This is a genomic window from Caballeronia sp. KNU42, from assembly GCF_053760385.1.
In genome coordinates, this window is sequence record NZ_CM132388.1 from 3,014,823 (window position 1) to 3,035,724 (window position 20,902).

Annotated in this window: 24 protein-coding genes and 1 tRNA gene; 21 read left to right on the plus strand and 4 right to left on the minus strand. The window is 57.4% G+C overall.

Translation table 11 applies throughout. The features are described from left to right. The first annotated feature begins 41 nt into the window (after nucleotides 1-41). Both ACSOSP_RS13530 and ACSOSP_RS13535 read left to right on the plus strand, forming a co-directional pair. Nucleotides 42-605, plus strand: a complete 564-nt coding sequence (locus ACSOSP_RS13530; protein WP_455307382.1) for an isochorismatase family protein — start codon at nucleotides 42-44, stop codon at nucleotides 603-605. Between the two features lie 40 nt (nucleotides 606-645). Further along, the gene (locus ACSOSP_RS13535) at nucleotides 646-1,911 is read left to right on the plus strand and encodes an MFS transporter (protein WP_455307384.1); all 1,266 of its coding nucleotides are present in this window, start codon (nucleotides 646-648) and stop codon (nucleotides 1,909-1,911) included. A gap of 104 nt (nucleotides 1,912-2,015) precedes the next feature. Here the strand turns inward: ACSOSP_RS13535 and ACSOSP_RS13540 are convergent, their stop codons facing one another. Further along, nucleotides 2,016-2,999, minus strand: a complete 984-nt coding sequence (locus ACSOSP_RS13540) for an Abi family protein (RefSeq protein WP_455307386.1) — start codon at nucleotides 2,997-2,999, stop codon at nucleotides 2,016-2,018. Nucleotides 3,000-3,517: 518 nt separating this feature from the next. Between ACSOSP_RS13540 and ACSOSP_RS13545 the strand changes: the two genes are divergently transcribed. Both ACSOSP_RS13545 and ACSOSP_RS13550 read left to right on the plus strand, forming a co-directional pair. Beyond that, complete coding sequence (locus ACSOSP_RS13545) at nucleotides 3,518-4,561, plus strand: hypothetical protein (protein WP_455307388.1); 1,044 nt, start codon at nucleotides 3,518-3,520, stop codon at nucleotides 4,559-4,561. Continuing rightward, the gene (locus tag ACSOSP_RS13550) at nucleotides 4,558-5,091 is read left to right on the plus strand and encodes a hypothetical protein (protein WP_455307390.1); all 534 of its coding nucleotides are present in this window, start codon (nucleotides 4,558-4,560) and stop codon (nucleotides 5,089-5,091) included. Before ACSOSP_RS13545 ends, ACSOSP_RS13550 begins: the two co-directional genes overlap by 4 nt. 74 nt (nucleotides 5,092-5,165) lie before the next feature. On the opposite strand, the gene ACSOSP_RS13555 is transcribed toward ACSOSP_RS13550, so the two are convergent. After that, nucleotides 5,166-5,477, minus strand: a complete 312-nt coding sequence (locus ACSOSP_RS13555; RefSeq protein WP_455307392.1) for a hypothetical protein — start codon at nucleotides 5,475-5,477, stop codon at nucleotides 5,166-5,168. Nucleotides 5,478-5,850: 373 nt separating this feature from the next. On the opposite strand from ACSOSP_RS13555, the gene ACSOSP_RS13560 reads away from it, so the two are divergent. The 13 genes from ACSOSP_RS13560 (at nucleotide 5,851) to ACSOSP_RS13620 (ending at nucleotide 15,053) form a co-directional block, all read left to right on the plus strand. Beyond that, entirely contained in the window at nucleotides 5,851-6,171 is a 321-nt protein-coding gene (locus ACSOSP_RS13560) for a cellulose synthase (protein ID WP_455307394.1), read from the plus strand. Between the two features lie 191 nt (nucleotides 6,172-6,362). Continuing rightward, a complete protein-coding gene (locus ACSOSP_RS13565; protein ID WP_455307396.1) occupies nucleotides 6,363-6,581 on the plus strand; it encodes a major capsid protein in 219 nt (72 codons plus the stop codon). Nucleotides 6,582-6,654: 73 nt separating this feature from the next. Further along, nucleotides 6,655-6,987, plus strand: a complete 333-nt coding sequence (locus ACSOSP_RS13570) for a hypothetical protein (protein WP_455307398.1) — start codon at nucleotides 6,655-6,657, stop codon at nucleotides 6,985-6,987. Between the two features lie 278 nt (nucleotides 6,988-7,265). Then, nucleotides 7,266-8,789, plus strand: coding sequence for a virulence factor TspB C-terminal domain-related protein (locus tag ACSOSP_RS13575; protein ID WP_455307400.1), 1,524 nt, complete (start codon nucleotides 7,266-7,268; stop codon nucleotides 8,787-8,789). Then, entirely contained in the window at nucleotides 8,786-9,067 is a 282-nt protein-coding gene (locus ACSOSP_RS13580) for a DUF2523 domain-containing protein (RefSeq protein WP_455307402.1), read from the plus strand. The genes ACSOSP_RS13575 and ACSOSP_RS13580 overlap by 4 nt, the downstream gene beginning before the upstream one ends. Nucleotides 9,068-9,070: 3 nt before the next feature. After that, nucleotides 9,071-9,994, plus strand: coding sequence for a zonular occludens toxin domain-containing protein (locus ACSOSP_RS13585; protein ID WP_455307404.1), 924 nt, complete (start codon nucleotides 9,071-9,073; stop codon nucleotides 9,992-9,994). 248 nt (nucleotides 9,995-10,242) lie between these two features. Continuing rightward, the gene (locus ACSOSP_RS13590) at nucleotides 10,243-11,415 is read left to right on the plus strand and encodes a type II secretion system protein GspD (RefSeq protein WP_455307406.1); all 1,173 of its coding nucleotides are present in this window, start codon (nucleotides 10,243-10,245) and stop codon (nucleotides 11,413-11,415) included. 286 nt (nucleotides 11,416-11,701) lie between these two features. Next, nucleotides 11,702-12,058 (plus strand): hypothetical protein, encoded by a 357-nt coding sequence (locus ACSOSP_RS13595; protein ID WP_455307407.1) that lies wholly within the window; start codon nucleotides 11,702-11,704, stop codon nucleotides 12,056-12,058. Between the two features lie 43 nt (nucleotides 12,059-12,101). Continuing rightward, entirely contained in the window at nucleotides 12,102-12,425 is a 324-nt protein-coding gene (locus ACSOSP_RS13600) for a hypothetical protein (RefSeq protein WP_455307409.1), read from the plus strand. 65 nt (nucleotides 12,426-12,490) lie between these two features. Beyond that, nucleotides 12,491-13,270 carry a rolling circle replication-associated protein gene (locus ACSOSP_RS13605; RefSeq protein WP_455307411.1) on the plus strand — a complete coding sequence of 260 codons (780 nt, stop codon included), beginning with the start codon at nucleotides 12,491-12,493 and terminating at the stop codon, nucleotides 13,268-13,270. A 2-nt stretch (nucleotides 13,271-13,272) separates the two neighbouring features. Beyond that, entirely contained in the window at nucleotides 13,273-13,479 is a 207-nt protein-coding gene (locus tag ACSOSP_RS13610) for a DUF4224 domain-containing protein (RefSeq protein ID WP_455307413.1), read from the plus strand. Between the two features lie 73 nt (nucleotides 13,480-13,552). Further along, entirely contained in the window at nucleotides 13,553-14,560 is a 1,008-nt protein-coding gene (locus ACSOSP_RS13615) for a tyrosine-type recombinase/integrase (protein WP_455307415.1), read from the plus strand. 58 nt (nucleotides 14,561-14,618) lie between these two features. Further along, a complete protein-coding gene (locus tag ACSOSP_RS13620; RefSeq protein ID WP_455307417.1) occupies nucleotides 14,619-15,053 on the plus strand; it encodes a hypothetical protein in 435 nt (144 codons plus the stop codon). A gap of 79 nt (nucleotides 15,054-15,132) precedes the next feature. Here ACSOSP_RS13620 and ACSOSP_RS13625 read toward each other — a convergent pair. After that, a tRNA-Lys gene (locus tag ACSOSP_RS13625) sits at nucleotides 15,133-15,208 on the minus strand. A 259-nt stretch (nucleotides 15,209-15,467) separates the two neighbouring features. Between ACSOSP_RS13625 and ACSOSP_RS13630 the strand changes: the two genes are divergently transcribed. Genes ACSOSP_RS13630 through ACSOSP_RS13640 form a run of 3 tightly spaced genes read left to right on the plus strand, consistent with a single transcriptional unit; the run spans nucleotide 15,468 to nucleotide 17,240 of the window. Next, complete coding sequence (locus ACSOSP_RS13630; protein ID WP_455307419.1) at nucleotides 15,468-15,872, plus strand: PaaI family thioesterase; 405 nt, start codon at nucleotides 15,468-15,470, stop codon at nucleotides 15,870-15,872. A 7-nt stretch (nucleotides 15,873-15,879) separates the two neighbouring features. Then, complete coding sequence (locus ACSOSP_RS13635; RefSeq protein WP_455307421.1) at nucleotides 15,880-16,767, plus strand: patatin-like phospholipase family protein; 888 nt, start codon at nucleotides 15,880-15,882, stop codon at nucleotides 16,765-16,767. Continuing rightward, the gene (locus tag ACSOSP_RS13640; RefSeq protein ID WP_455307423.1) at nucleotides 16,764-17,240 is read left to right on the plus strand and encodes an OsmC family protein; all 477 of its coding nucleotides are present in this window, start codon (nucleotides 16,764-16,766) and stop codon (nucleotides 17,238-17,240) included. Before ACSOSP_RS13635 ends, ACSOSP_RS13640 begins: the two co-directional genes overlap by 4 nt. Here ACSOSP_RS13640 and ACSOSP_RS13645 read toward each other — a convergent pair whose 3' ends face one another. Then, nucleotides 17,241-18,254, minus strand: a complete 1,014-nt coding sequence (locus ACSOSP_RS13645; protein ID WP_455310956.1) for a D-2-hydroxyacid dehydrogenase family protein — start codon at nucleotides 18,252-18,254, stop codon at nucleotides 17,241-17,243. It abuts the gene before it with no gap. A 496-nt stretch (nucleotides 18,255-18,750) separates the two neighbouring features. Here ACSOSP_RS13645 and ACSOSP_RS13650 point away from each other — a divergent pair, with 496 nt between their 5' ends. Beyond that, nucleotides 18,751-20,604, plus strand: a complete 1,854-nt coding sequence (locus ACSOSP_RS13650) for a phosphoenolpyruvate carboxykinase (GTP) (RefSeq protein WP_455307425.1) — start codon at nucleotides 18,751-18,753, stop codon at nucleotides 20,602-20,604. Nucleotides 20,605-20,902: the final 298 nt, after the last annotated feature.

Consider the following 20,902-nt stretch of genomic DNA (forward strand, 5'->3'; position numbering starts at 1 on the left):
TCAGGGCGCATCGCAGTCCAACTCGCAAGAAGGAAAACACCATGACAATCACCACGCTCGACCCGAAGACGGCGCTTGTAGTCATCGATTTGCAGAAGGGCATTGTTGCGCTTCCCACCGCGCACCCCGTCAATGAAGTCGTTAAACACGCCGTCGAGTTGCTTGACGCATTCCGCAGCCACGGATTGCCCGTCGTGCTCGTCAACGTTGCCGGCGGCGCGCCGGGGCGCTCTGAGCAGGCTCGAAACCTTGCCGGGCTTCCCGCCGATTGGGCCGATCTTGTCTCCGAGCTGAAGCAGAAGCCGGAAGATCACATCGTCACGAAGCGGACGTGGGGCGCATTCACGAATACCGGTCTCGATGAACACCTGAAGAAGCTGGGTGTCACCCAAGTCGTGATTGCCGGGGTGGCGACCAGCGTTGGTGTCGAGTCGACCGCACGTTATGCGCACGAGTTCGGGTTCAACGTGACATTAGCGACCGATGCCATGACCGACATGAACGCCGATGCTCACACCAACAGCGTCACTCGGATCTTCCCGCGGCTGGGCGAGACCGGCACGAGCCGGGAGATCATCGACCTGCTTGGCAGCACGCGCGCGTGAAGTATTTCAACCTGAAAATGGGGCCCTCGGGAGCGCTCCGGTGAAAGGCACCTTCCGCTCGCTGAACAGCTACAACTATCGGGTCTGGGCTGGCGGCGCGATCGTGTCCAATATTGGAACGTGGATGCAGCGCACGGCCCAGGATTGGCTCGTGCTTACGCAACTGACTCACCACAATGCGACCGCGGTCGGCGTGGTGATGGCGCTCCAGTTCGGCCCGCACCTTCTCTTGCTGCCCTTCACCGGTTTCGCGGCCGATCATCTCGATCGCCGCAAACTCCTGATCGGCACACAGGCGGCTTTGGGAACGCTCGCGCTTGGGCTCGGTATTCTCACGGTCGCTGGATGGGTCCAGTTGTGGCACGTGTACGCGTTCGCGTTTTTGCTCGGCAGCGTCAGTGCGTTCGATGCCCCCGCGCGTCAAACCTTCGTCGCCGATCTGGTTGGTGAAACCGATCTGTCGAATGCAGTGGCGCTGAACTCTACATCGTTTAATGCTGCGCGAATGATCGGTCCCGCCATTGCCGGTGTGCTGATTGCATCGGTGGGAACGGGGTGGGTGTTCCTGATCAATTCAGCGTCGTTCGTCGCGGTGCTTTGCTCGTTGGGATTTCTTCGTGTTGGCGAATTTCATCCGAGCAAGCGGGCCGTCCGCGCGCGGGGGAGCCTGGCCGAAGGGTTCCGATATGTCTGGAAGCGGCCTGATCTGAAAGCGGTTTTGCTCATGCTGTTTCTGATCGGCACGTTCGGGCTCAACTTCCCGATCTTCATCTCCACCATGTCCGTCACCGTCTTTCATGCCGGAGCGAGTCAATACGGACTCCTGACATCGATCATGGCGATCGGGACGATCGCAGGCGCGCTGCTCGCCGCGAGGCGGGCGAAGCCGCGGATTGGCGTGTTGTTCGCTAGTACGGCGGTCTTCGGGGTCGGCTGTGCGCTAGCGGCAATCGCGCCAAGCTATGGATTCTTTGGTCTTGCGCTTGTGGTCATCGGCGTGTCGGCGCAAACCATCACCACGACAACAAACAGCACGATGCAGCTATCCACCGAGCCCGCCATGCGCGGACGCGTGATGGCGATCTTCTTGGCGATTGCACTGGGTGGCACGCCCTTGGGTGCACCGGTTGTAGGTTGGGTCGCCGATACCTTCGGCCCGCGTTGGGCGCTTGGCGTTGCAGCGGCGGCGGGATTTGCTGCGGCAATCGTCGGGATTCGGTATCTGGTGAAGTACCGGCAGTTGCGAGTGTTTATCGATGCAGGGAGGGTGCGGTTTAGTATCGATGAGGGGGATGTGGTGGTTTGAGGGGCTTCGTTGCGCGGATGGAACACGAGTTATCTCACTCGTTTCAACCCGATCATGGAATGTGACACCAGTCATCAACAACGGGACTCTCGCGCCTGAGCGGGTTAATTCCAGAGAGCGAGATCACGCCAAATTTCCGGAAACCCCATCGCGTCTAAGGTCGCAACTCCTTCGACGCTCGGGAATTTTTCGATGAGCGTTACGAAAGCTTGCTTCCACGTGGAGTCAAAACCCATCGCGACCAAAAGGAATTGAATAATTGCGAAAGCGCCGTACACGTGTTGGCGCAAAAACAAGTTGCGTTCACCAGAGAGATGCTCGAGCAAAGGAACTTCGTTTCTGGCAGGCGGCTTGGGGCTGTCCACCATGCTGCGGTTCCACAAGCGGCTGTGGTGCGCGCAAATATTACGCAGGTGACTAATCGTACGGAGCCAGCTTGCCAGCAGAACGTGGCGTGGTATCCGTAACTCCGAAGCAATCAACTGCTTATCTTTGTCGCGTAGCCCGGCAAAATAGTGCGATAGCAAGCCGAAGTCCCAGACTTCAATCGACACCCACAGCGGGATGGGCGGGTCATAAGTGGTCCTGAAATGCTGAATGAAGTCTTCGCGGGAACGTGCAACTAACTTATCGTGTTGCTGCACCCACGTCGCGAAGTTTGAAGGTCTACGTGCTTCACCGACTCTTTCGGCCGGGATAGCGCAAAACTTCTGGTTGACCAAATCAGAGTTCAGATGCGCACAAGGATCCAGGCTACCCATGTGGTAAGCAACCTTCGCCCTTAGCGCGACCTCCAATTTCTCCACTGCATCCATCGCAAGGAGTCGTAGCGCCTGGTCAAACTTGTACAGTTTCGAGATGTGCGTGAACGATGTGCCCGCGACGAAATTAGATTCGCGCTTGGGTTGTGCGCCCATGTTCGGAGGCAGGACACGGAAAGGATAGAAGTAGCCGCTGAGGCGGTAGTAGCCGAGCTTTTCTATGTGCCACAAAGCGCTATCTTCGTCGTCGACAATGAGGCCACGTGCCTTGATCTGCTCTAGTTGCGCGCGATAGCTGAGGTGCGGCTTCGTGTACGGGGTGGTCATTTTTGCTACCGTTTCGCTGCACTTTCGCTGCCCGTTAACGAGAAAACCCGGTCGTGCAAACTACGCAGAGGACCGGGTCATATTGCTTACAATTATAAGTATCCTGATCACGTAGTCAACAGGCACCGACGCGTGGGCGAGCAAGGCGACGCTCTGACGCGACGCGCGGACCGATGTGATTTGCATCAAGCGATCCACAAAGCAAAAAGCCCGATCACAAGGACCGGGCTTTTTGCATGAATCTTTGGTGGGGCGTGACAGATTCGAACTGTCGACCTACGGATTAAGAGTCCATTTAATAATTCAATAACTTCAGCTACTTAGCTCGCTTTTTGCTCCGCATATATGTCATTTCTGTGAAGAACAGAGCGTTGCTCCCAAAGGGTTAGGTAAATTTTGCGGTGCGGAATTGCCTGCGCGGAAAGATCGGAATATATTTGCGCAGTTACAACTTGTAACGGCTTACTCCATAACAGCGCGAACCGGCCGCCTTTCGTGTGGGGCCTAGGACCTGAGACATGAAGCTTAAAGAAGAAGTAACCGTGACGCACTTCGACGTCACGAGGTGCGGCTATTTTGTGCCATTCGCTCGTAACAATGCACATCTGTTTGGGGACGCCGAGTCCATGCTTGCGGACCTCGCTAGCTGGTCAGCGGGAGTGGACCTGGTGCAGACGCAGACATATGCACCGGGTGATGAGCTTCTCCCTACATACCTTCTGGACGTTAAGTCTGCTAAGCGCGAGTATCTCGTTGGTACTTGGAACGGGACGGCGGATTCGAGCGGAAATGTGTTGTCGGTCCCTGCGACCGCTAAGGTCGGCTCTGCGCAAGCGACAACCGCAGTTTTGCCGCCGGGCAATATCGCTGGCTATGCAACCTACTTTTGGTTTCGCCCCGATCAGCAAGAGTTTTCGACGGTGCAATTCGCCGGGGGACTGAACGGCAGGCAGAACATGCTTGCGTATACAAACGCTTTTTTGGCGAAATTCAACCCCCGACACGTCGTCGCAAAGGGATCCGTGACCCTGAAAGCAGACGTCCACCGCTGTATTGAGGGGTATCGTGAGGCGCAGGACGACACCCTTGAAGTGTTGCCGCTAGAGAAGGCCTATCCGGTCTTCGAATCGCTGCTGGTTCGGAACGAGGGACGCATCAACGAGATCAAACGCAACTTGGCTTCGGTGCATACGATTATCCGTAAGGAAACCATCACTGCGACGACTGCGGCTGGCAAGTCCCATCTTGGAGGGATCATGGGTGTGTTCGGCGTCGAAAAGGCGAGGACCAATGAACATGACTATCGGGTCCGTTATCAAATCAAGTACAGGCCCACGGCTGCGGAGTTTGACGCAATGGTCGAAACTTATAAAGCGGTAAGCGGAAACGGCTGGGATGACATCGGGTTTTTGATGACTGGTCGTTCGTCGCCACTTTGGCTGAGCGGCTCAATGGCGCGTACAAAAGCCGAGATCGAGGTTGTGCGCAATGGTCATGTGGTTGACGCGCCTCAGCTTTTGAGGACCCTACAGCTACACCGCGCTGAACTGCTTAAAAAGTGACCACCACGATAAGGCTGCTTATTTTCGCGATCATTGCCGTTGCTTTGGCAGTCGCTTGGTTCTTAGGTGCCTCGATTCCCTTTGAGCAGCAGTCAAAGCTGCTTGAGGGGCTGCGAGACTCCTCTGCCGTGGTGATGGCGGTGCTCGGCATTTGGCTGGCAGTAATTTTTCCTGAGGTCTTGCCAAAGTTGTTTGCCGGCGTTCCTGTCCAGTTCGACTCGGTACAGCTAGGCCGCTTTCGGTCCGTCATTTATCCGCTATCGCTCGCGGCGGGGATCGTGGCTCTAGAAGTAATCGTGCCGTGGGCGGCGATCGTTGCAAAGCAGATTCCGTTTTTTCTTGAACATCGGGGCGCATGTCGCATCGGCTCGTTTGCCGTTCTTTCGGCCCTTTGCATGCTGCAAATGTTCGCTATTTTGTGGATGCTGATCCCTGTGGGAATCGTTGATATGTTCGCTAAGTCGTCAAGCGACAAGATCGATCACCTCGCCAAAATGAACCGCGGGACGTCTAAATCGCAGGATGAATGAGATCGCCGCCGTCCTCGCGATCGTCAACCTGCCCCGCCATCTCGTTACCGTTTCTCGGCGGCGCTGTATCGGGCTTATTGATGGTGATGCGTCACATCTTGACGCTGTGAAAGAATCCCGCACGCTGACGCGTGTTCGGGGCCTTCGGTCCAAGGACTAATCACGTGCTCACCCGTTTGGTCGAAAGTGACCAGTTGACGGTCGCCTTCGGGGAAGATTTTGACGACGGTATTCCGTGGGGTGTCTTCCTCGACTACATAAATCGGGAATCCGGCTTCTAGATGGGCCTTCGCGGCTGCACCATCGTCGGACAGCAACGCGGTTTCTAGCTGCTGCCAAAATTCTTGGTCAGACGGCGAGGGTAGTGGGACTATTTTCTGGTGCATAAAACCTCCGGCTTTTGGCCGCATTCCACGCGAGCACAAAGGCGTTGTTGTGCAATACAAACACAGATTAACAAAATTTTATTGCGACCGGGGGCGGGATATGCATGGGGTTGTGTCGACTATCGATGAAATGAATCATTTCAAAGGCTTATCGTCGTTTGTAAATCGGTTTGTCTATCCGATTATGTAAATCTATTCGTCTATCATTATCTGACATTAACTGTCGAATATCCATGTTTTGTAACTTGAGACGTCTATCAAATAGGCTCTGCGTAAATAATTGTCTGATGGTTCTATTTGAGAGTTTTGCGTATCGTTGGTTCTGCGCACTGCGCCATTGAACTAGACGATTAACGGTTAAACGGAACCTAATATGTCATCGAAACAAAAGCTTACGATTATCGCGATTAATGTCCGCAGTGGGGTTGCTCAGAAAACCGGGCGACCCTACACGATTCACGAGGCGCAGTGCATTCTCGAACAATCAAAAGACGGAGTTTCTAATGTGGTCGTCGGAGTAATCAATCTTCCTGATGTGTTGGCTAAGGAAGTTCAGCCGGGCGACTACCTCGCAGAATTTTTACTCGCGCAAGGCAGCGGTCAGGACGCCGGGAGATTGGTTCCGAGGATCACGTCGCTTGTACCGCATGGCAACCCTCGCCCGCAGCCTAAACCGGAAGCGAAAGCTGCTTAAGCGCCGCACTTCGGCGTGGACTGCTGATCAGTCGCTTTCAATGATTCGCATGCGTTCAGATGCTTCGCGAGCTGGGCGTAGGCTGCGCAATCGCATGTTCGCGGACGGCTATCAAAGAAGTCGATGCGTTCGAAATTGGCCCAAACGAACGAATCCAAATAAACGGGCCGTGCAAACTTGAGAGGTGGTGGATGAAAAAGATGGCAAATCGTGTCGTGGTTGGTGCTGCTCTGGCGGCTGCTTCGGTCGGTGCGTTCGCGCAGGCTTCGTCCGTTTCAATCAACGATACCGCGATTGTTTCGACGATTACGGGACTGTCGACCAACGTTCAGGATATTGGAGGGGCAGTGCTAGCAATTTGTGCGGTCGTTTTCGGCTTCCGCTTGCTTAAGGGATTTATTGGCCGCTGAATCGCCGAGTTCGTGAGGTAGCGATTGAAGGCGTTCGGCTGATACCGGGCGCCTTTTTTGTAGGGGGGCGGTTATGCGCGCTGTGGTGTTGGTGCTGCTGTTGGTGGTTTCGTCGTGGGCATGTGCTCAGGCTTCGGGGGTTCAGTTTTCCGGTGTCGTCTGCGGTCCTGGCGGCTTGGCGGGCGTCACATATGTGCAGGCCAGTGGTCGTGCGGTTGATTGCGGTGTGGATTCTAGTGGTGCTCAGTTGGTGTTGCAGGTGTCGACGCTGAGCGGTGATCGGCCAGTCGAGGGCGGTGAGCAAATCGGCATTGACCTTGGCGCCGCTGTGATTGCGGTGATGGCAACCGCGTGGGGTATTCGTGCTTTGCGTAATTTGTTGAATTCGAGCGGGGATGAGGCGTGATGTTCGCGAGGTCTCTCGATTTCTCGTTTGTTTGGTTGTTGTGTTGTTCACTTGGCGTCGGTGTGATCGGTGTCGGCGTAGGTCGTGGTTGGGTTAGCTGTACCAATTTTGGTTTCTGGTGTTCGGTACGCGATGTAGTGATGGCGTGGTTCGTGTGGATTGCCTGGGCGTTGATGGCTGTTGTTGATCGGGAGTCTTGATATGACTTGGTATTACGAGTGCGTTGCGTTTTTGGTCGCAACGTGTTGGGCGGTCGGACTGATTTTGTTCCTGTGACCATGAAAAAACATCGGGTGTTTCGTCAGTTGGTGATGGTGGTCTCGCTGGCGTCGTTGTTGTTGCAACAGCAGCGTGTTGCGGAGGCTCAAGCCGCGCCTATTTTGCAGGAGGCGTTTTCTGGCACGATAAATGAGGCCATTGCGGCGGCGGTTGAGTCAAATTTGGCTCGGCGCGGCATCACGGTTGCGGCGAATGACGCGACGATGGCGGCGACTGAGCAATACATCGGTGCTGCTGCTAATGCAGCGTCGTATGCCAGCACGGCATTAACCGCGGTTGCCACTGTTGCCGGTGCGCCTGTGTGGCTCACGGTGGCGCTTGGAGTGGGTGCGTTGGCGGCAGTTGGCGGTGTTGCGTGGGGCATTTATCAGTTGACGCAGAACAATGGCACGGGTACGACGACGGACGGTCAGCCGATGCCCATGTCGCTGACGCTTACGCCTAGTACGACCTCGGGTACGTCGACGGCGCCGAGTGCTGACCCTGCTGGCGCGTATCAGCTTTACAACACCGGGACGTGTAACACGTTCACGACTGCGACGTGTCCGACCGGGTTGCCGACTGTGGTGCCGAGTGATTTGCGGTATGAGGCGGCGGCGACTGGTGCTTATACGATTGTCGCGGGCGTGAGCGGGATGGATATCGCGCAGCAGTTGGGTTCGTGGATGATGGCGACGACGTGTCCGGCTGGTGGTACGAACATGTCGTGTACGGTTTCGTATCAGGATCAAGGTATCACTCAGCCGATTGGTGCGCCGGCGACGGAGTGGTACATCGTACGGCTTGATTACACGCCTTTTACGTTGGATCAGAACGGTAATCAAGTGCTGGGAACGCCGACGTTTGTGACAGCGGGCGGTAACGGCATTGTGCCGAATTACGGCTATGTGGCGCCTCCCGGTCCAGTGAGCGGTTCGCTGTCTAATCTTCAGTCATCCATTACATCGTCGATGTTGTCGCAGCCGGTTTCTCAGCCTTTGCTGGCGGATATGGCGAACCAGCTTTGGCGGGATGCCGCTGCTCAGCCGGGTTACAACGGTGAGCCGTATTCGCCGGCGAATCCGATTACTGCACAGGATATAGCGACAGCTCCCGTGTCGCCGACTTGGAATGACTTGTTGACCGCGCCTGCGCCTATAGGCACTACTGTCATTCCTATTTCGCCTACTGCGTCCACTTCGGTGAGTACGAGTACCGGCACAACCCCCGCGAGCGGTACGACTACGACTTCTGACGTTAATCCGTGTCTTGAGGACCCGACTGCGTCTGCCTGTCAGCCGTTGGGTAGTGCTCCGACGCCACCCCCTATTCCTGCCAGCTCTGTGACGGTGACGATGAGTCCGTGGGATATTGGCCCGTCGTCGGGTTCCTGTCCTGCGCCATTGACGGTATCTGCCTTTGGTGCGCCATTGACGTTTGATTACTCGGCGATCTGTACGTTTGCCGAACGCGTACAGCCGCTGATTTTGGCGTTGTGCGCGTTGGGCGCCGCTTTGATTGTGGTGATGGGATTGAAATCATGAGTTGGGCGACATGGCTGTTGGCGTTGGTGCAACCGATTATTGTGCAGGCCTTGATTGCGCTCGGGGTGGGTGTGTTGACGGTTTCGGGGATCGACCTGGCGGTGAATCAGGCTATGTCGTGGTGTACGACGGCCGTGGGTGGCATTCCTTCTGACATGTTGAATGTCTTGGCGCTTGGGGGGTTCTTTCAGGGTATGTCATACATCGGTGGCGCGATCAGTGCGCGTGTGGCGATGGCCGGGGTTGCCGGGGCGGCCAAGAAGTTTTTCATGCACTAATAAATGGCCATCACTCTAATCACTGGAACCCCGGGTAGCGGGAAGACGCTGTACGCCGTCTGGATGATGCAGAAGCAGTTGAAGGCAGGGCGGCGTTTGGTGGTTGATGGGATAAGAGATTTGGCTATTGACCATGAGTTGGTCGATGAGCTGTGGATTCGCGACTGGTTCAATCAGTGTCGGCAGCAAGATTTGATTGTGATCGATGAGGTGCAACGGATTTGGCCGCCTCAGTCGGTCAGTGTGAAGCCGGGTGTAGATATCGATGAGCTGCATAAGCATCGTCATCGTGGCGTTGATTTCATCATCATTACCCAGCATCCGCAGCGCGTGCATAAGACGATCCGCGATCTGGTTGGTCGGCATTTGCATGTGCGGCGCTTGTTCGGGTTGAAGCAAGCGATGGTCTATGAGTGGGATCACTGCCATAACCCGAATTCTGGCTTTAGGGATGCGGTTAAAACGCGTTGGGGCTATCCGCGAGGGGTGTTTGATCTCTATACGAGCGCGGAGGTGCACACGAAGCAGAAGGCTGTGGTGCCGAAAGCTCTGTATTGCATACCGTTGGCTGCTGCGGTGGCGTGTTTTTTTGCATGGCGTGGTTTGCATGATATTGCCCCAACTAAGTTTGCGAAGAAGGGGGAGGATGCCTCTGCGTCCGGTGTTGCGATCGCGGCGAAGCCTCTAGCGGTATCGGATGATTCGAAGGTTGCGGTGTCTGGCAAGTGGCGGGTGGTTGGGCAGTATTCGGTGGATGGAAGGGGGTATGTCTTGCTTGCTGATCCTCGGGGGCGGTTGCGTAGTGAGTTGAGTGATGGGTTCCACGGAGACACTGTGCGTGTGGAAGGCGTTGTGGATGGCGAGCGGGTAGCGGTTTGGTCGGGGGCGGGGTCCGACGTGTCGAAAAATGGCGAGGTTAAGAAATGATTAGGGCTACCGTATGTTGTATCGGTGCGCTGGCACTGGCCTGTGGGTCCGTTGTGTCTGCGGCGGATACGGTGCCGCAGATACCGACTGTGCCGTCTTTGTCGTCCAGTTTGCCGGGCGCGTCGCCGTATCCGGCTGGGGCATTTCCGGCGTTGCCGCTTGCGCCGTTGCCGCGTGTGAAGGGTGGCGCATTCGATCTGCGGTTCGTTAATGTCGGCCAACTGGTGGACCTCTTGTACGGGGACGCGATGCATACGCCGCACGTAATTAGCTCGGACGTCTTGCAGGATCAGCGTGTGGTGTCGTTGCAATACGACGGCAAGAGCGGTGATCTGCGGTCCTTTGTGCGGGTGTTTCTCGATTCTCTCGGCTTCAAGGTCGAGACGAAAGACGGCGTGGACTTCGTGAGCCGTAGGGACGGGAGCGATGACAAGGACGTCGCGCGAGGAACGTTTGTGTACCGACCTAAATATCGGTCGGCGGGTTACTTGGCGAAACTTGTGCAGCCGTTGTTTGCTGGCCGCATGAATGCACAGCAGGACGTGGACACGACGCAGGGGCAGCAGGACGTTGCGACAGGGGTGCCATTGGCCCCGCTTGGTGCGCCGGGCGCTGCGGTGCCGCAAGGTTTGGCAGGTCGCACTGGGCACCCTTCCGGTCTTTCTTCGTCGGTTACTTCGGCGGATGAGTTGGTGTTTGTCGGGAAGCCATCTGAAATCCGGGATCTGAAGAATGTGTTGCCGGAGGTGGACACAGCGCCGGGCGAGGTGGTGGTGCGTGGCTGGGTCTATGAGGTTTCGGACACGGACTCGAAGAACTCGGCGTTTTCGATAGCTGCGCATGTGCTGGACGGTCAGCTCGGCATTTCGAACGGCCCGACTGGCGTCGATGCGACGGCGCTGACGTTCGATGCGCATTTTCTGAACTTGGCCATCTCGGCGCTGAGCGCTGATAGTCGATTTAAGGAGGTGAGCGATCCGCACGTGCGTGTGCTGTCGGGTGAGAAGGTCAGCCTTAACGTGGGTTCGCAGGTGCCGACGCTGGGAAGCATAAGCTATCAAGGTGCGACCGGGACGCCGGTGCAGTCGGTGGACTATCAGGATGCAGGGGTGATCTTCGCAGTGCAACCGACCGTGATGGCGGATGCGATACAGGTCAAGCTCGATGAGCAGATTTCGAGCTTCGTGCCGACTACGACCGGGGTGAACAATTCACCGACAAAAAATACGCGCGAAATGACGACAACGGTAAGTATGAAAGACGGGGAGGTTGTTGTGCTCGGCGGCCTGGTCCAGGACTCTGATACGACGGCGGTGAACAGCGAGGGTTGGTTGCCGCGCTTCCTTGACGGGCATAGCTCTTCGAAGGGGCGCACGGAAGTGCTGCTGGTGTTGCAGGTGCAGCGCGTCGATGCTTCGTAATTGTGCGAGGCCGTTGGACTATGCGCTGGGGTCAAGGCTCGCGGTAGCGACCCGCAGGGCATGGCCTTGATGCCAGCTACACCGCGCGAGGATGAAGTCATGGGTTGTGTCGGCCATAGGACGGCGCAACCCATGTTAGACCGCCGTGTTGAAGACGGCGCGAGGCAAGTGTGAGTGCTAGCTGTTGGCGCTTCGTCGCCCGGCTGCACGCAGCGGAGCGCGGACAGCGGGGCGCGCGAAGCGCGCCTATCTTTATATCAGGGACACTTAACGTAAAGAGGTAGTGATGAAGGACAGGGCTCTGCACAAAGCGATGAGTTGGCCGGATTTTTGGTTGGCTTCATTTGAGCCTGCGGTTCAGCTTGTTGGTGTGCTGGAGGGAGTGAGTGTAAAGACGTCCGAGGGGGCCGTACCCGTTTACGTCGTCAAAGAAGGCAACGACTTCTGCTTGATAGCGGGCGCGCTCGCGCTCTCAGCTGTTGAAGGTGTTTCGAGCAGCGAATGTTGGTTGTACTTAGTCGGCGGTCGTTGTATGCCGGAGCATGTCAAGCGCTTCGCGAGCATAGAAGGTGTACGGGGTTGGGTTGCCGATGCTCGCTCTGAAGCGTTTAATCGCGCGCTGTTCGAAATGGTGATCTTGTAGAAAGAGGCCCGGAGCTTCGGAACAAAGTCGGAGGCGGTGTCGTATGGATGAGTTGTGGCAAGTGCATTTCGTGCCGCCCGTTGTATTGGTCGGGGTCGTTCGCGGGCTGGGTGTGCCGACGTCGGAAGGCACCAATCCAGTGAGCGTCGTACGAGCTGGGGACGAGTTTTGGGTAATGTCAGGCGGCCTCGTCATGGGGGAGACGCCGGGGTTTCCCGACAAGCTGCTTTGGTTGCCCGTGCGCAAAATGAAGGCTGATGAAACCGTAAAGGCCTTTGGATCGTTTGACGAGGTCAGCGCATTCCTTGAGGGGCTGCGGGCCGGCGCGCGGTGCAGCGTTCGAATTAGGTCAGTAGCGGAGTTTTAAAAAAAAAGCCTCGACCGTTGCAGCGGTGGAGGCTTCCGACAACAGCATTACAAGGACTAGTTGCAATGCACGACGACAGTATAGGCAATTTCTCGGCGTTTAGTCGAGAGTGGATGGTTCGTGGGCGCAAGTTTGAAGACGGACAAGTCGAAGTCACCGTTGAGCGTTTCGATCGCTATGTGGGGGCGCAAAAGCTGAGTTTGATGCCTCGTGCTAAGCGGGGCGAGTCGGAGAATACGGACCAAAACTTGATGGATGCGGCTAAGCGGGCCAAGCAGCAAGTGCGGCTTCGCTGCAAAGCTATTGGCGCGGATCGGATGATCACGCTGACCTACAAAGAAAACATGGTCGATAAGGTGCGGCTTAAAAGAGACTTTGATGCGTTCCGACGTCGGCTGTCCAAGATTCAAAACTTTCACTACGTAGCCGTCGCGGAGCGTCAAAAACGGGGCGCTTGGCATCTACATATTGCAGTGAAGGGGCGGCAGAACTATCGGGTCATCCGGTCGGCATGGGGGCGTGCTGTCGGATGCGAGGACGTGCGCATTCACGTCAAGAATCCGTTCAAGGAGAGGGGGCTGCGGCACAAGCTGGCGTCGTATATCGGAAAGTACATCACCAAGGATTTTGCCGAGCACGCGCTCAACGAGAAGCGGTATTGGACTAGTCGAGGCATCGCCGTGCCTGAGCGGCAATTGATTGCTCACTTGGCTGAGGACTCTCCGGCGGCGGCTATAAAAACTGCGTTTGCTGCGGCCGAGAGAGTGGGTGCGACGTTGGACCGGTGCCAGACGTATTGGAATCAGGGGCTAGGGTGTTTTTGGCTGTCCACGAGGGAGCTCTGACCATGGCCGACACGTTCCTCTCCGGTGATGACCTTGCGGTGCTGACTGGCCGAAAAGTTAAGTCGAAACAGATTGAAGCTTTGCGTTGTATGGGGATCGCGTTTTTTGTTAACGCGGCAGGTCGTCCGGTGGTTGCTCGGGCGGTGATCGAAGGTCGAAAGGAACAAATGCCGCGTCCTGCGTGGCAACCAAAGGTATTGACGGGGTGATATGGGGCGGCGTCCTTGGAAGAATTTGCATTTGCCACCGAGCATGCGTGCGCGGAAGCAAAGAAGCGGGGTGGTGTACTACTACTACGACACAGGCGGCTCCCCGCGCAGGGAGGTTGCTCTTGGCTCAGATTTCGTGGATGCGGTGCGTAAATGGTCGGAGCTTGAGGCGGTCGGCAATGCTGCGCATGGTGACCTCGTGACGTTCCGCTATGTTGCCGAAAGATATGTCCGCGAAATTGTGCCCACGAAGGCTAGGCGCACCCAGCGGGATAATCTTCTCGAGCTGGTGAATTTGTACAAGTTTTTTGACAACCCTCCGGCAAAGCTTGCCGACGTAAAGCCGGTTCACATAAAGCAGTATCTGTCGTGGCGTGGTGAGCAAGCGCGTCAATGGTACGTTGACCGGAAGCGAGCCGTTCCGGTTCGCCCTGGTCATATTCGCGCAAATCGCGAGGTAGCTTTGTTCTCGCACATATTTAACTTTGCGCGGGAGCACGGGCTAGCGGATACCGTGAATCCGTGTGTTGGGGTAAGGCGCAATAAGGAGGAGGGTCGGACAGTGTATGTCGAAGATGAGCTATATCAACGGGTATGGGCGGCTGCGGATGAGCCAACCCGCGATGCGATGGACCTCGCTTATCTCACCGGACAGCGCCCTGCGGATACCTTGAAGTTTGCGGAGTCTGACATCAGGGGTGGAGAGCTTTGGGTCGAACAAGGCAAGCGCGGGAAGAAGTTGCGTATCACTGTGTCCGGTGACTTTGCGTTACTCATTGAGCGCATCAAAAGCCGGAAGGAGAGGTGCCAATCGAAGATTGATGCGCTTGTAGTGAATGAGAAGGGTGAGCGGTTGCTGGCCGATGCCTTGCGGTTTAGATTTGACCGTGCGCGTGTTGCAGCAGGAGTGCAGAGCGATCTGTTCCAATTTCGGGACCTTAGAGCCAAGGCCGGAACTGACAAGACAGAATCTTCCGGGGATATTCGAGCTGCGCAGCGGCAGCTTGGCCATAAGTCATTGACGATGACTGAGCATTACGTTCGGGAGCGAAAGGGCGATAAAGTCGATCCGACTAGGTAAGGCCTGCGTACTACCGGCGGCAGGGATCAAAGATCGTTAATCGGTGATGGAGCTAGCGATGCCAGAAACGGAACAGTTTGAGGATGAGGTGCCGCGCACCAGTTGGAATTATCGAGTGATCCAGTTTGTCGGCACGGAAGGAGAGTTACGGCGGTCAATCCACGAGGTGTATTACGTCGGGGGCGTTCCTAGTGGTTTCATCGAGCGGCCAGCTGATGTAGCTTGGGAAGTCTATGAAGTCGATGAAGGCGATGCTGCTGCGTTGCTGATTCTGGAGCGGATGCGTGAGGCGGTGTCGAAACCGGTTCTGACACAGAACGATTTCCGTGGTCGGGACTCTTGTGTGGTCGATGAAGCTGGGGCCGAGCGATGGAAGGGAGAAGCAGGGCGTGGACTGTCACTGCTAGATGCCCTGAGTCAGCGGGAAAACGGTGATTTCGACTTTGTTCCGCCACGGTTGGATGGCTCCCTGCGAAAGCCGGACGATTCGTAGTCGGCCCGATTTGCGGAGCACAGTGGCTATTGCGGAGCAAACAAAAAGGCTCCCGATCCTCTGGGAGCCTTACGTGTCTTGGTGGGGCGTGACAGATTCGAACTGTCGACCTACGGATTAAGAGTCCGCTGCTCTACCAGCTGAGCTAACGCCCCGAAAAACTGAATCCGAATTATAGCGACATTTTCGCGGATCGCGCAACTGTCCGCAACGCAAAACTTGAAAATACCGTCTCGCAGACGCCTTAAAGCCTTGCTGCACCTCGTGCGGGCGCTCATCGGCCATCCCAAAAAGCCTCAACTTCGGCCAATTGTCACGAGCCGTTATCATGACGGACGCATGAAACATGCACGCGTTGCGGCCTCAGCAAACGCACGAAAGAAGTCACGAGACCAACACAACTCAACCAAACCCATGGACGAATTCGCCATCCGCGCTCTGCTCGACACCACCTTCGCGCCGTGGATCCGCGACCTGGGCCTGAAGCCGGAAAGCTCCACCGATACCAGCGTCACCCTGCGCCTGCCGCACGCGGACAAACTTCGCCACGTGGGCGGCGTGATCTGCGGCCAGGTTTTCATGGCCGCCGCCGACACTGCCATGATCGTCGCCATCGCCCACGCGCTAGGCGGTTTCCAGCCGATGACCACCGTCTCGCTCACGACCAGCTTTCTACGCCCGGTCAAAGCTGGCGATGTCCTGGTGACGGCCAATATCCTGCGCCGCGGCCGCAACCTGATCTTCGGTGAAATCGAAGTCCACGACGAAACCGGCGCACTCGCCGCGCACGCGACCACCACGGTCATGCTCCTCACATAAAAAACCTATGTTCGATCAAGTCGTATTCGCCGGCGGCGGCAACCGCTGCTGGTGGCAAGCCGGTTTCTGGGACGTCGTCCAGCCGGAGCTCAAGCTGCGCCCGCGCGTGATTACCAGCATCTCGGCCGGCGCGGCCACGGCCTGCATGCTGTACATGAACCGCTCCGAGTGGGTGATGGACTACTACGCGCGCGTGCTGCGCGACAATCCAAAAAACGCGTATTGGGGCAATTTGCTGCGCAGCGAATCGGTGTTTCCCCACTATCGGATCTACCGGCAGGCACTACTCGATATCTACGGCGCCGAGTTTGCATCGCTGCAAGACGCGCCGGAGATTCGTATCGGCGTATCGCATCTACCGCGTTGGCTGGGTGCTCGCAGCGCGGTGGCGGCGGGGCTGATTGCCTATAACATCGAAAAGTACGTGCGCAAGAAGCTTCATCCGACGCTCGGTCAGTCCCTCGGTTTTCATCCGGAATTCGTGAAGGCGCAAGAGTGCGCGACCGTCGATGACCTCGCCGACCTGATCCTGCAATCGTCTTGCACGCCCCCATTCACGCCGGTCATGCACCGGCACGGACGGCCAGTGCTCGATGGCGGCATGGTCGACAATGTGCCGGTCGGCGCGCTGGATGCATCGCCGGGACTGGTTCTCGTGATGGTGACGCGCGTGTATCCGCGGCCGCAAATGTTTGTCGTGGAGCACGGCGCGAACCGCGACCAGCGTCGCGTCTATGTGCAACCTTCGCGCAAGGTGCCAATTTCGGCTTGGGATTACACGAGTCCGTCGTTGATGCGGCCCGCGTACGACCTGGGCCGTGCCGACGGCGAGCAATTCCTGACCCGCTTGCCCGATGTGCTTAACGCATCCGTAACAGGAGAACTGAACCGATGACAAAACACCACAAATACACGCTCCAAGTCGTCTGGACCGGCGATCAAGGCTCCGGCACGTCACGCTACGACGCTTACTCCCGCGATCATCTGGTGCGTGCGGCGAACAAACCGGCCATCGAGGCGTCGAGCGATCCGGCGTTTCGCGGCGATGCCACGCGCCACAACCCGGAGGAGTTGTTCGTCGCGTCGCTGTCGTCGTGCCACATGCTCTGGTACCTGCACCTTTGCGCGGTGAATGGCATCGTGGTGACGGGTTACGTGGATGACCCCGTCGGGATCATGGAGGAATCGGCGCAAGGCAGCGGCCGCTTCACCGACGTCGTCCTGCGCCCGCAAGTGACCATTGGCGCAGGCGGTGACGTGAATCTGGCCGGCCGTTTGCACGAGGAAGCGCACAAGTTCTGCTTCATCGCGAACTCGGTCAACTTCCCCGTCCGATGCGAGCCGTCCACGGACATTTCCACGCTTTGACTATCGCCGGCGCCCGCCCACCAGCGCTTCCGGATTGGCGACACTCGATGTGTCGCCGGCATCGAAGGCGAGGATGTTCTTGAACGCCGCCGTGAAGTAGAGCTCGTAACTCTCCCTCTCCACGTACCCGATGTGCGGCGTACAAATGACGTTCTCCATGCGCAGCAGGCCATAACCCTGCAGGATCGGTTCGCTCTCGAATACATCGATAGCAACCATCCCCGGCCGGTTGTGATGCAGCGCATTGAGCAGCGCGTTTTCTTCGAGCAATTCGGCGCGGCTGGTATTCACAAACAGCGCGGTGGGCTTCATGCGCATCAGGTCGGCGGCCGTGACAATGCCGCGCGTTTCGTCGTTCAGCCGCAGATGCAACGAGAGCACATCGCTCTGTTCGAACAGGGCTTCCCGGCTCTCGGCGACATTCACTCCGTCCGCCCGCGCGGCGGCCTGCGAGTGCTCCCGGCCCCAGACCACCACTTTCATGCCGAACGCCTTGCCGTAACCGGCGAGCAATTGGCCGATTTTTCCGTATCCCCAGATCCCGAGCGTCTGGCCGCGAAGTACCTGGCCCAGGCCGAAATTCGGCGGCAGCGCGGAGGTCTTCAGACCGGACTGCTGCCACGCACCCTGCTTCAGGTTCGCGACGTACTGAGGGATCCGGCGTTGCGCAGCCATGATGAGCGCCCAGGTCAGCTCGGCCGGGGCGATCGGCGAACCGCTGCCTTCGAGCACGGCGATTCCGCGCTCGGTACAGGCTTCGACCTCAATATGGCCGCCCGCCTTGCCGGTCTGGCTGATCATGCGCAGCCGCGGCAGTTTGTCGAGCAGTTGCGAGCTGATCCGGGTGCGCTCGCGGATCAGGACGAGCGCTTCTACTTCCGAGAGTCTGCTAGCCAACTGTCCGAGTCCGCGCACGGTGTTATTGAATACTTTCACCTCGTGATCGGCGAGCAGACTGAAGCAATCGAGCTTGCGAACGGCGTCTTGATAGTCGTCCAGGATGGCAATTTTGATTGGCATGGATTGGCTTTTGATAGGCATCAAACGTGCGGCGGAAATTCGAGGATGGACAGGAATCGACGTGGTAAGTTCGGGTAATTACGGATAAATCGGGTAATTACGTATAAATTCGCCGAAATACGGCCATTGTGTCGCGTTAAGCTGCTGGTGTAGCCGGCGAATTTACTGGTCGCCGAACGGGTATCTGAAAAGAAATCGAATGCGGAAAAGGGCAGTTTAGCCATTCACGCGTCACTAGCGCCGGAAAACCGGCAACGAGGAGACAAGTCCTATCCCTTTTTAACAGTTTGTTCCGTGCCGACGCAAGCCGCGATTTCACGACGGCAGTCGCCACCAAACTAGCCAACTCCCCGACGCATGCCTTGTTTTTGTGTCGCCGTCTGCCGCGTGAATTTTCCGTGCAGGTAAACCGGCGACTCGAAATGCGCCTCTCGCGAGCAGCGCCGGCGGGTTGCAAACCGTTTTCTCTTCCAAGAACGGAGTGTGCTCGATGAACCAGCCCGCAGTAGTAGATCAAAACGTGGCCGCCGACAACGACGTCCCGGCGTACGTCAAGAACCAGAAACTCATCGACTGGGTGCAGCAGGTCGCCTCGCTAACAAAGCCGGACCGGATCGAATGGTGCGACGGGTCGGAGGAAGAATACGACCGCCTGTCGCAACTCATGGTCGATGCCGGCACGCTCAGACGCCTCAATCCCGCCAAACGGCCTAATTCCTACCTTGCCTGCTCGGATCCGTCCGACGTCGCGCGGGTGGAAGATCGCACGTTCATCTGCTCGGCACGTCCGGAGCAAGCGGGCCCGACGAACAACTGGATCGATCCCGCTGAAATGCGTCTCACGCTGGACGGTCTTTTCGACGGCTGCATGAGCGGCCGGACGATGTTCGTCGTCCCGTTTTCGATGGGTCCACTCGGCTCGCCGATCGCGCACATTGGCGTGGAATTGACCGACAGCCCGTACGTGGTCACCAACATGCGCATCATGACGCGCATGGGCCGTGCCGTGTACGACGTGCTCGGCGCCCGCGGCGAGTTCGTGCCCTGCGTGCATTCGGTTGGCGCGCCTTTGCAACAGGGGCAGAAGGACGTTCCATGGCCATGCAACGATACGAAATACATCGTGCATTTTCCGGAAAGCCGCGAGATCTGGAGTTTTGGTTCGGGTTATGGCGGCAACGCGTTGCTTGGCAAGAAATGTTTCGCGCTACGGATTGCATCGACGATGGGACGCGACGAAGGCTGGCTCGCCGAACACATGCTGATTCTCGGCGTGACGTCGCCGGAAGGGCGCAAATATCACGTCGCGGCGGCGTTTCCGTCGGCGTGCGGCAAGACCAACTTCGCCATGCTGATTCCGCCGCAAGACATGGCGGGCTGGAAAATCTCCACGATCGGCGATGACATCGCCTGGATCAAGCCGGGCCGCGACGGCCGGCTCTACGCGATCAACCCCGAAGCGGGCTACTTCGGCGTGGCGCCGGGCACGAGCGAGAAGACCAACTTCAACGCCATGGCGACGCTCAAGGAAAACGTGATCTTCACGAACGTGGCGCTCACCGACGACGGCGATGTCTGGTGGGAAGGCATGACGGACACGCCGCCGGCGCACCTGATCGACTGGCAGGGCAACGACTGGACGCCCGAATCGGGCAAGAAAGCGGCGCACCCGAACGCGCGTTTCACGGCGCCCGCTGCGCAATGTCCGTCTATTGATGCTGATTGGGAAAATCCAGCCGGCGTGGCGATCGATGCGTTTATCTTCGGCGGTCGCCGCTCGGACACCGTTCCGCTCGTCACAGAAGCGCGCAACTGGAACGAGGGCGTCTACATGGCCGCGACCATGGGCTCCGAAACCACCGCCGCCGCGGCCGGCCAGCAGGGTGTGGTCAGGCGCGACCCGTTCGCCATGCTGCCGTTCTGCGGCTACAACATGAGCGACTATTTCGGCCACTGGCTGAAAGTGGGCGAACGGCTTGAGCGACTCAACGCCAAATTGCCGAAATTTTTCTGCGTGAACTGGTTCCGCAAGGACGGCAACGGCAAGTTCGTGTGGCCGGGTTTCGGCGACAACATGCGCGTGTTGAGCTGGATGATCGGCCGTATCGAAGGCACGGCTCAGGGCGAGGAACATGCGTTCGGGCTTTCGCCGCGCTTTGAGGATATCGACTGGGGCGCACTCGATTTCACCCGCGAGCAATTCGAGCGCGTTATCTCCGTGCAGGACTCGGCATGGCGAGCTGAGCTCGAACTACACGACGAGTTATTCACAAAACTCGCCCAGGGACTGCCGGCCGAACTTGCAGAGACGAAAGCCGCGATCGGAAAGAGGGTCTCGGCCTGACTTTTTGTTAAAGCTAGTTAAGCGATTAGTGACAGAAGTCGACATAATCGATGAAATAAGGGCCGCATTAGTGGCCCTTATGAATTTCCCGCCGTACTGCGTCAAAATTGCTTCAGCCAGCTATTTAGAATTGTGTGGGTGGAAGTTTCATAGCGACATCGTTCCGAATTTCGCAACAATGTGCCGTGTTTCACCTTACCGACTGGCTAAGCCGAAATCTTTTGTCAGAAAAAGTCACATTTAAGGCAACTTCTGCACGAAAACGGGAGTCCTAGGATAATTCCGAATTGCTTCTGGA

Excerpts from the sequence above, each read along its gene's own strand:
- ACSOSP_RS13555 (WP_455307392.1), bottom strand. The coding sequence starts at position 5,477 with ATGCACCAGAAAATAGTCCCACTACCCTCGCCGTCTGACCAAGAATTT.
- ACSOSP_RS13620 (WP_455307417.1), top strand. The coding sequence starts at position 14,619 with ATGCCAGAAACGGAACAGTTTGAGGATGAGGTGCCGCGCACCAGTTGG.
- ACSOSP_RS13540 (WP_455307386.1), bottom strand. The coding sequence starts at position 2,999 with ATGACCACCCCGTACACGAAGCCGCACCTCAGCTATCGCGCGCAACTA.
- ACSOSP_RS13570 (WP_455307398.1), top strand. The coding sequence starts at position 6,655 with ATGCGCGCTGTGGTGTTGGTGCTGCTGTTGGTGGTTTCGTCGTGGGCA.
- ACSOSP_RS13590 (WP_455307406.1), top strand. The coding sequence starts at position 10,243 with ATGCATACGCCGCACGTAATTAGCTCGGACGTCTTGCAGGATCAGCGT.
- ACSOSP_RS13580 (WP_455307402.1), top strand. The coding sequence starts at position 8,786 with ATGAGTTGGGCGACATGGCTGTTGGCGTTGGTGCAACCGATTATTGTG.
- ACSOSP_RS13610 (WP_455307413.1), top strand. The coding sequence starts at position 13,273 with ATGGCCGACACGTTCCTCTCCGGTGATGACCTTGCGGTGCTGACTGGC.
- ACSOSP_RS13600 (WP_455307409.1), top strand. The coding sequence starts at position 12,102 with ATGGATGAGTTGTGGCAAGTGCATTTCGTGCCGCCCGTTGTATTGGTC.
- ACSOSP_RS13585 (WP_455307404.1), top strand. The coding sequence starts at position 9,071 with ATGGCCATCACTCTAATCACTGGAACCCCGGGTAGCGGGAAGACGCTG.
- ACSOSP_RS13640 (WP_455307423.1), top strand. The coding sequence starts at position 16,764 with ATGACAAAACACCACAAATACACGCTCCAAGTCGTCTGGACCGGCGAT.
- ACSOSP_RS13545 (WP_455307388.1), top strand. The coding sequence starts at position 3,518 with ATGAAGCTTAAAGAAGAAGTAACCGTGACGCACTTCGACGTCACGAGG.
- ACSOSP_RS13575 (WP_455307400.1), top strand. The coding sequence starts at position 7,266 with ATGAAAAAACATCGGGTGTTTCGTCAGTTGGTGATGGTGGTCTCGCTG.
- ACSOSP_RS13530 (WP_455307382.1), top strand. The coding sequence starts at position 42 with ATGACAATCACCACGCTCGACCCGAAGACGGCGCTTGTAGTCATCGAT.
- ACSOSP_RS13630 (WP_455307419.1), top strand. The coding sequence starts at position 15,468 with ATGGACGAATTCGCCATCCGCGCTCTGCTCGACACCACCTTCGCGCCG.
- ACSOSP_RS13635 (WP_455307421.1), top strand. The coding sequence starts at position 15,880 with ATGTTCGATCAAGTCGTATTCGCCGGCGGCGGCAACCGCTGCTGGTGG.
- ACSOSP_RS13565 (WP_455307396.1), top strand. The coding sequence starts at position 6,363 with ATGAAAAAGATGGCAAATCGTGTCGTGGTTGGTGCTGCTCTGGCGGCT.
- ACSOSP_RS13605 (WP_455307411.1), top strand. The coding sequence starts at position 12,491 with ATGCACGACGACAGTATAGGCAATTTCTCGGCGTTTAGTCGAGAGTGG.
- ACSOSP_RS13650 (WP_455307425.1), top strand. The coding sequence starts at position 18,751 with ATGAACCAGCCCGCAGTAGTAGATCAAAACGTGGCCGCCGACAACGAC.
- ACSOSP_RS13595 (WP_455307407.1), top strand. The coding sequence starts at position 11,702 with ATGAAGGACAGGGCTCTGCACAAAGCGATGAGTTGGCCGGATTTTTGG.
- ACSOSP_RS13560 (WP_455307394.1), top strand. The coding sequence starts at position 5,851 with ATGTCATCGAAACAAAAGCTTACGATTATCGCGATTAATGTCCGCAGT.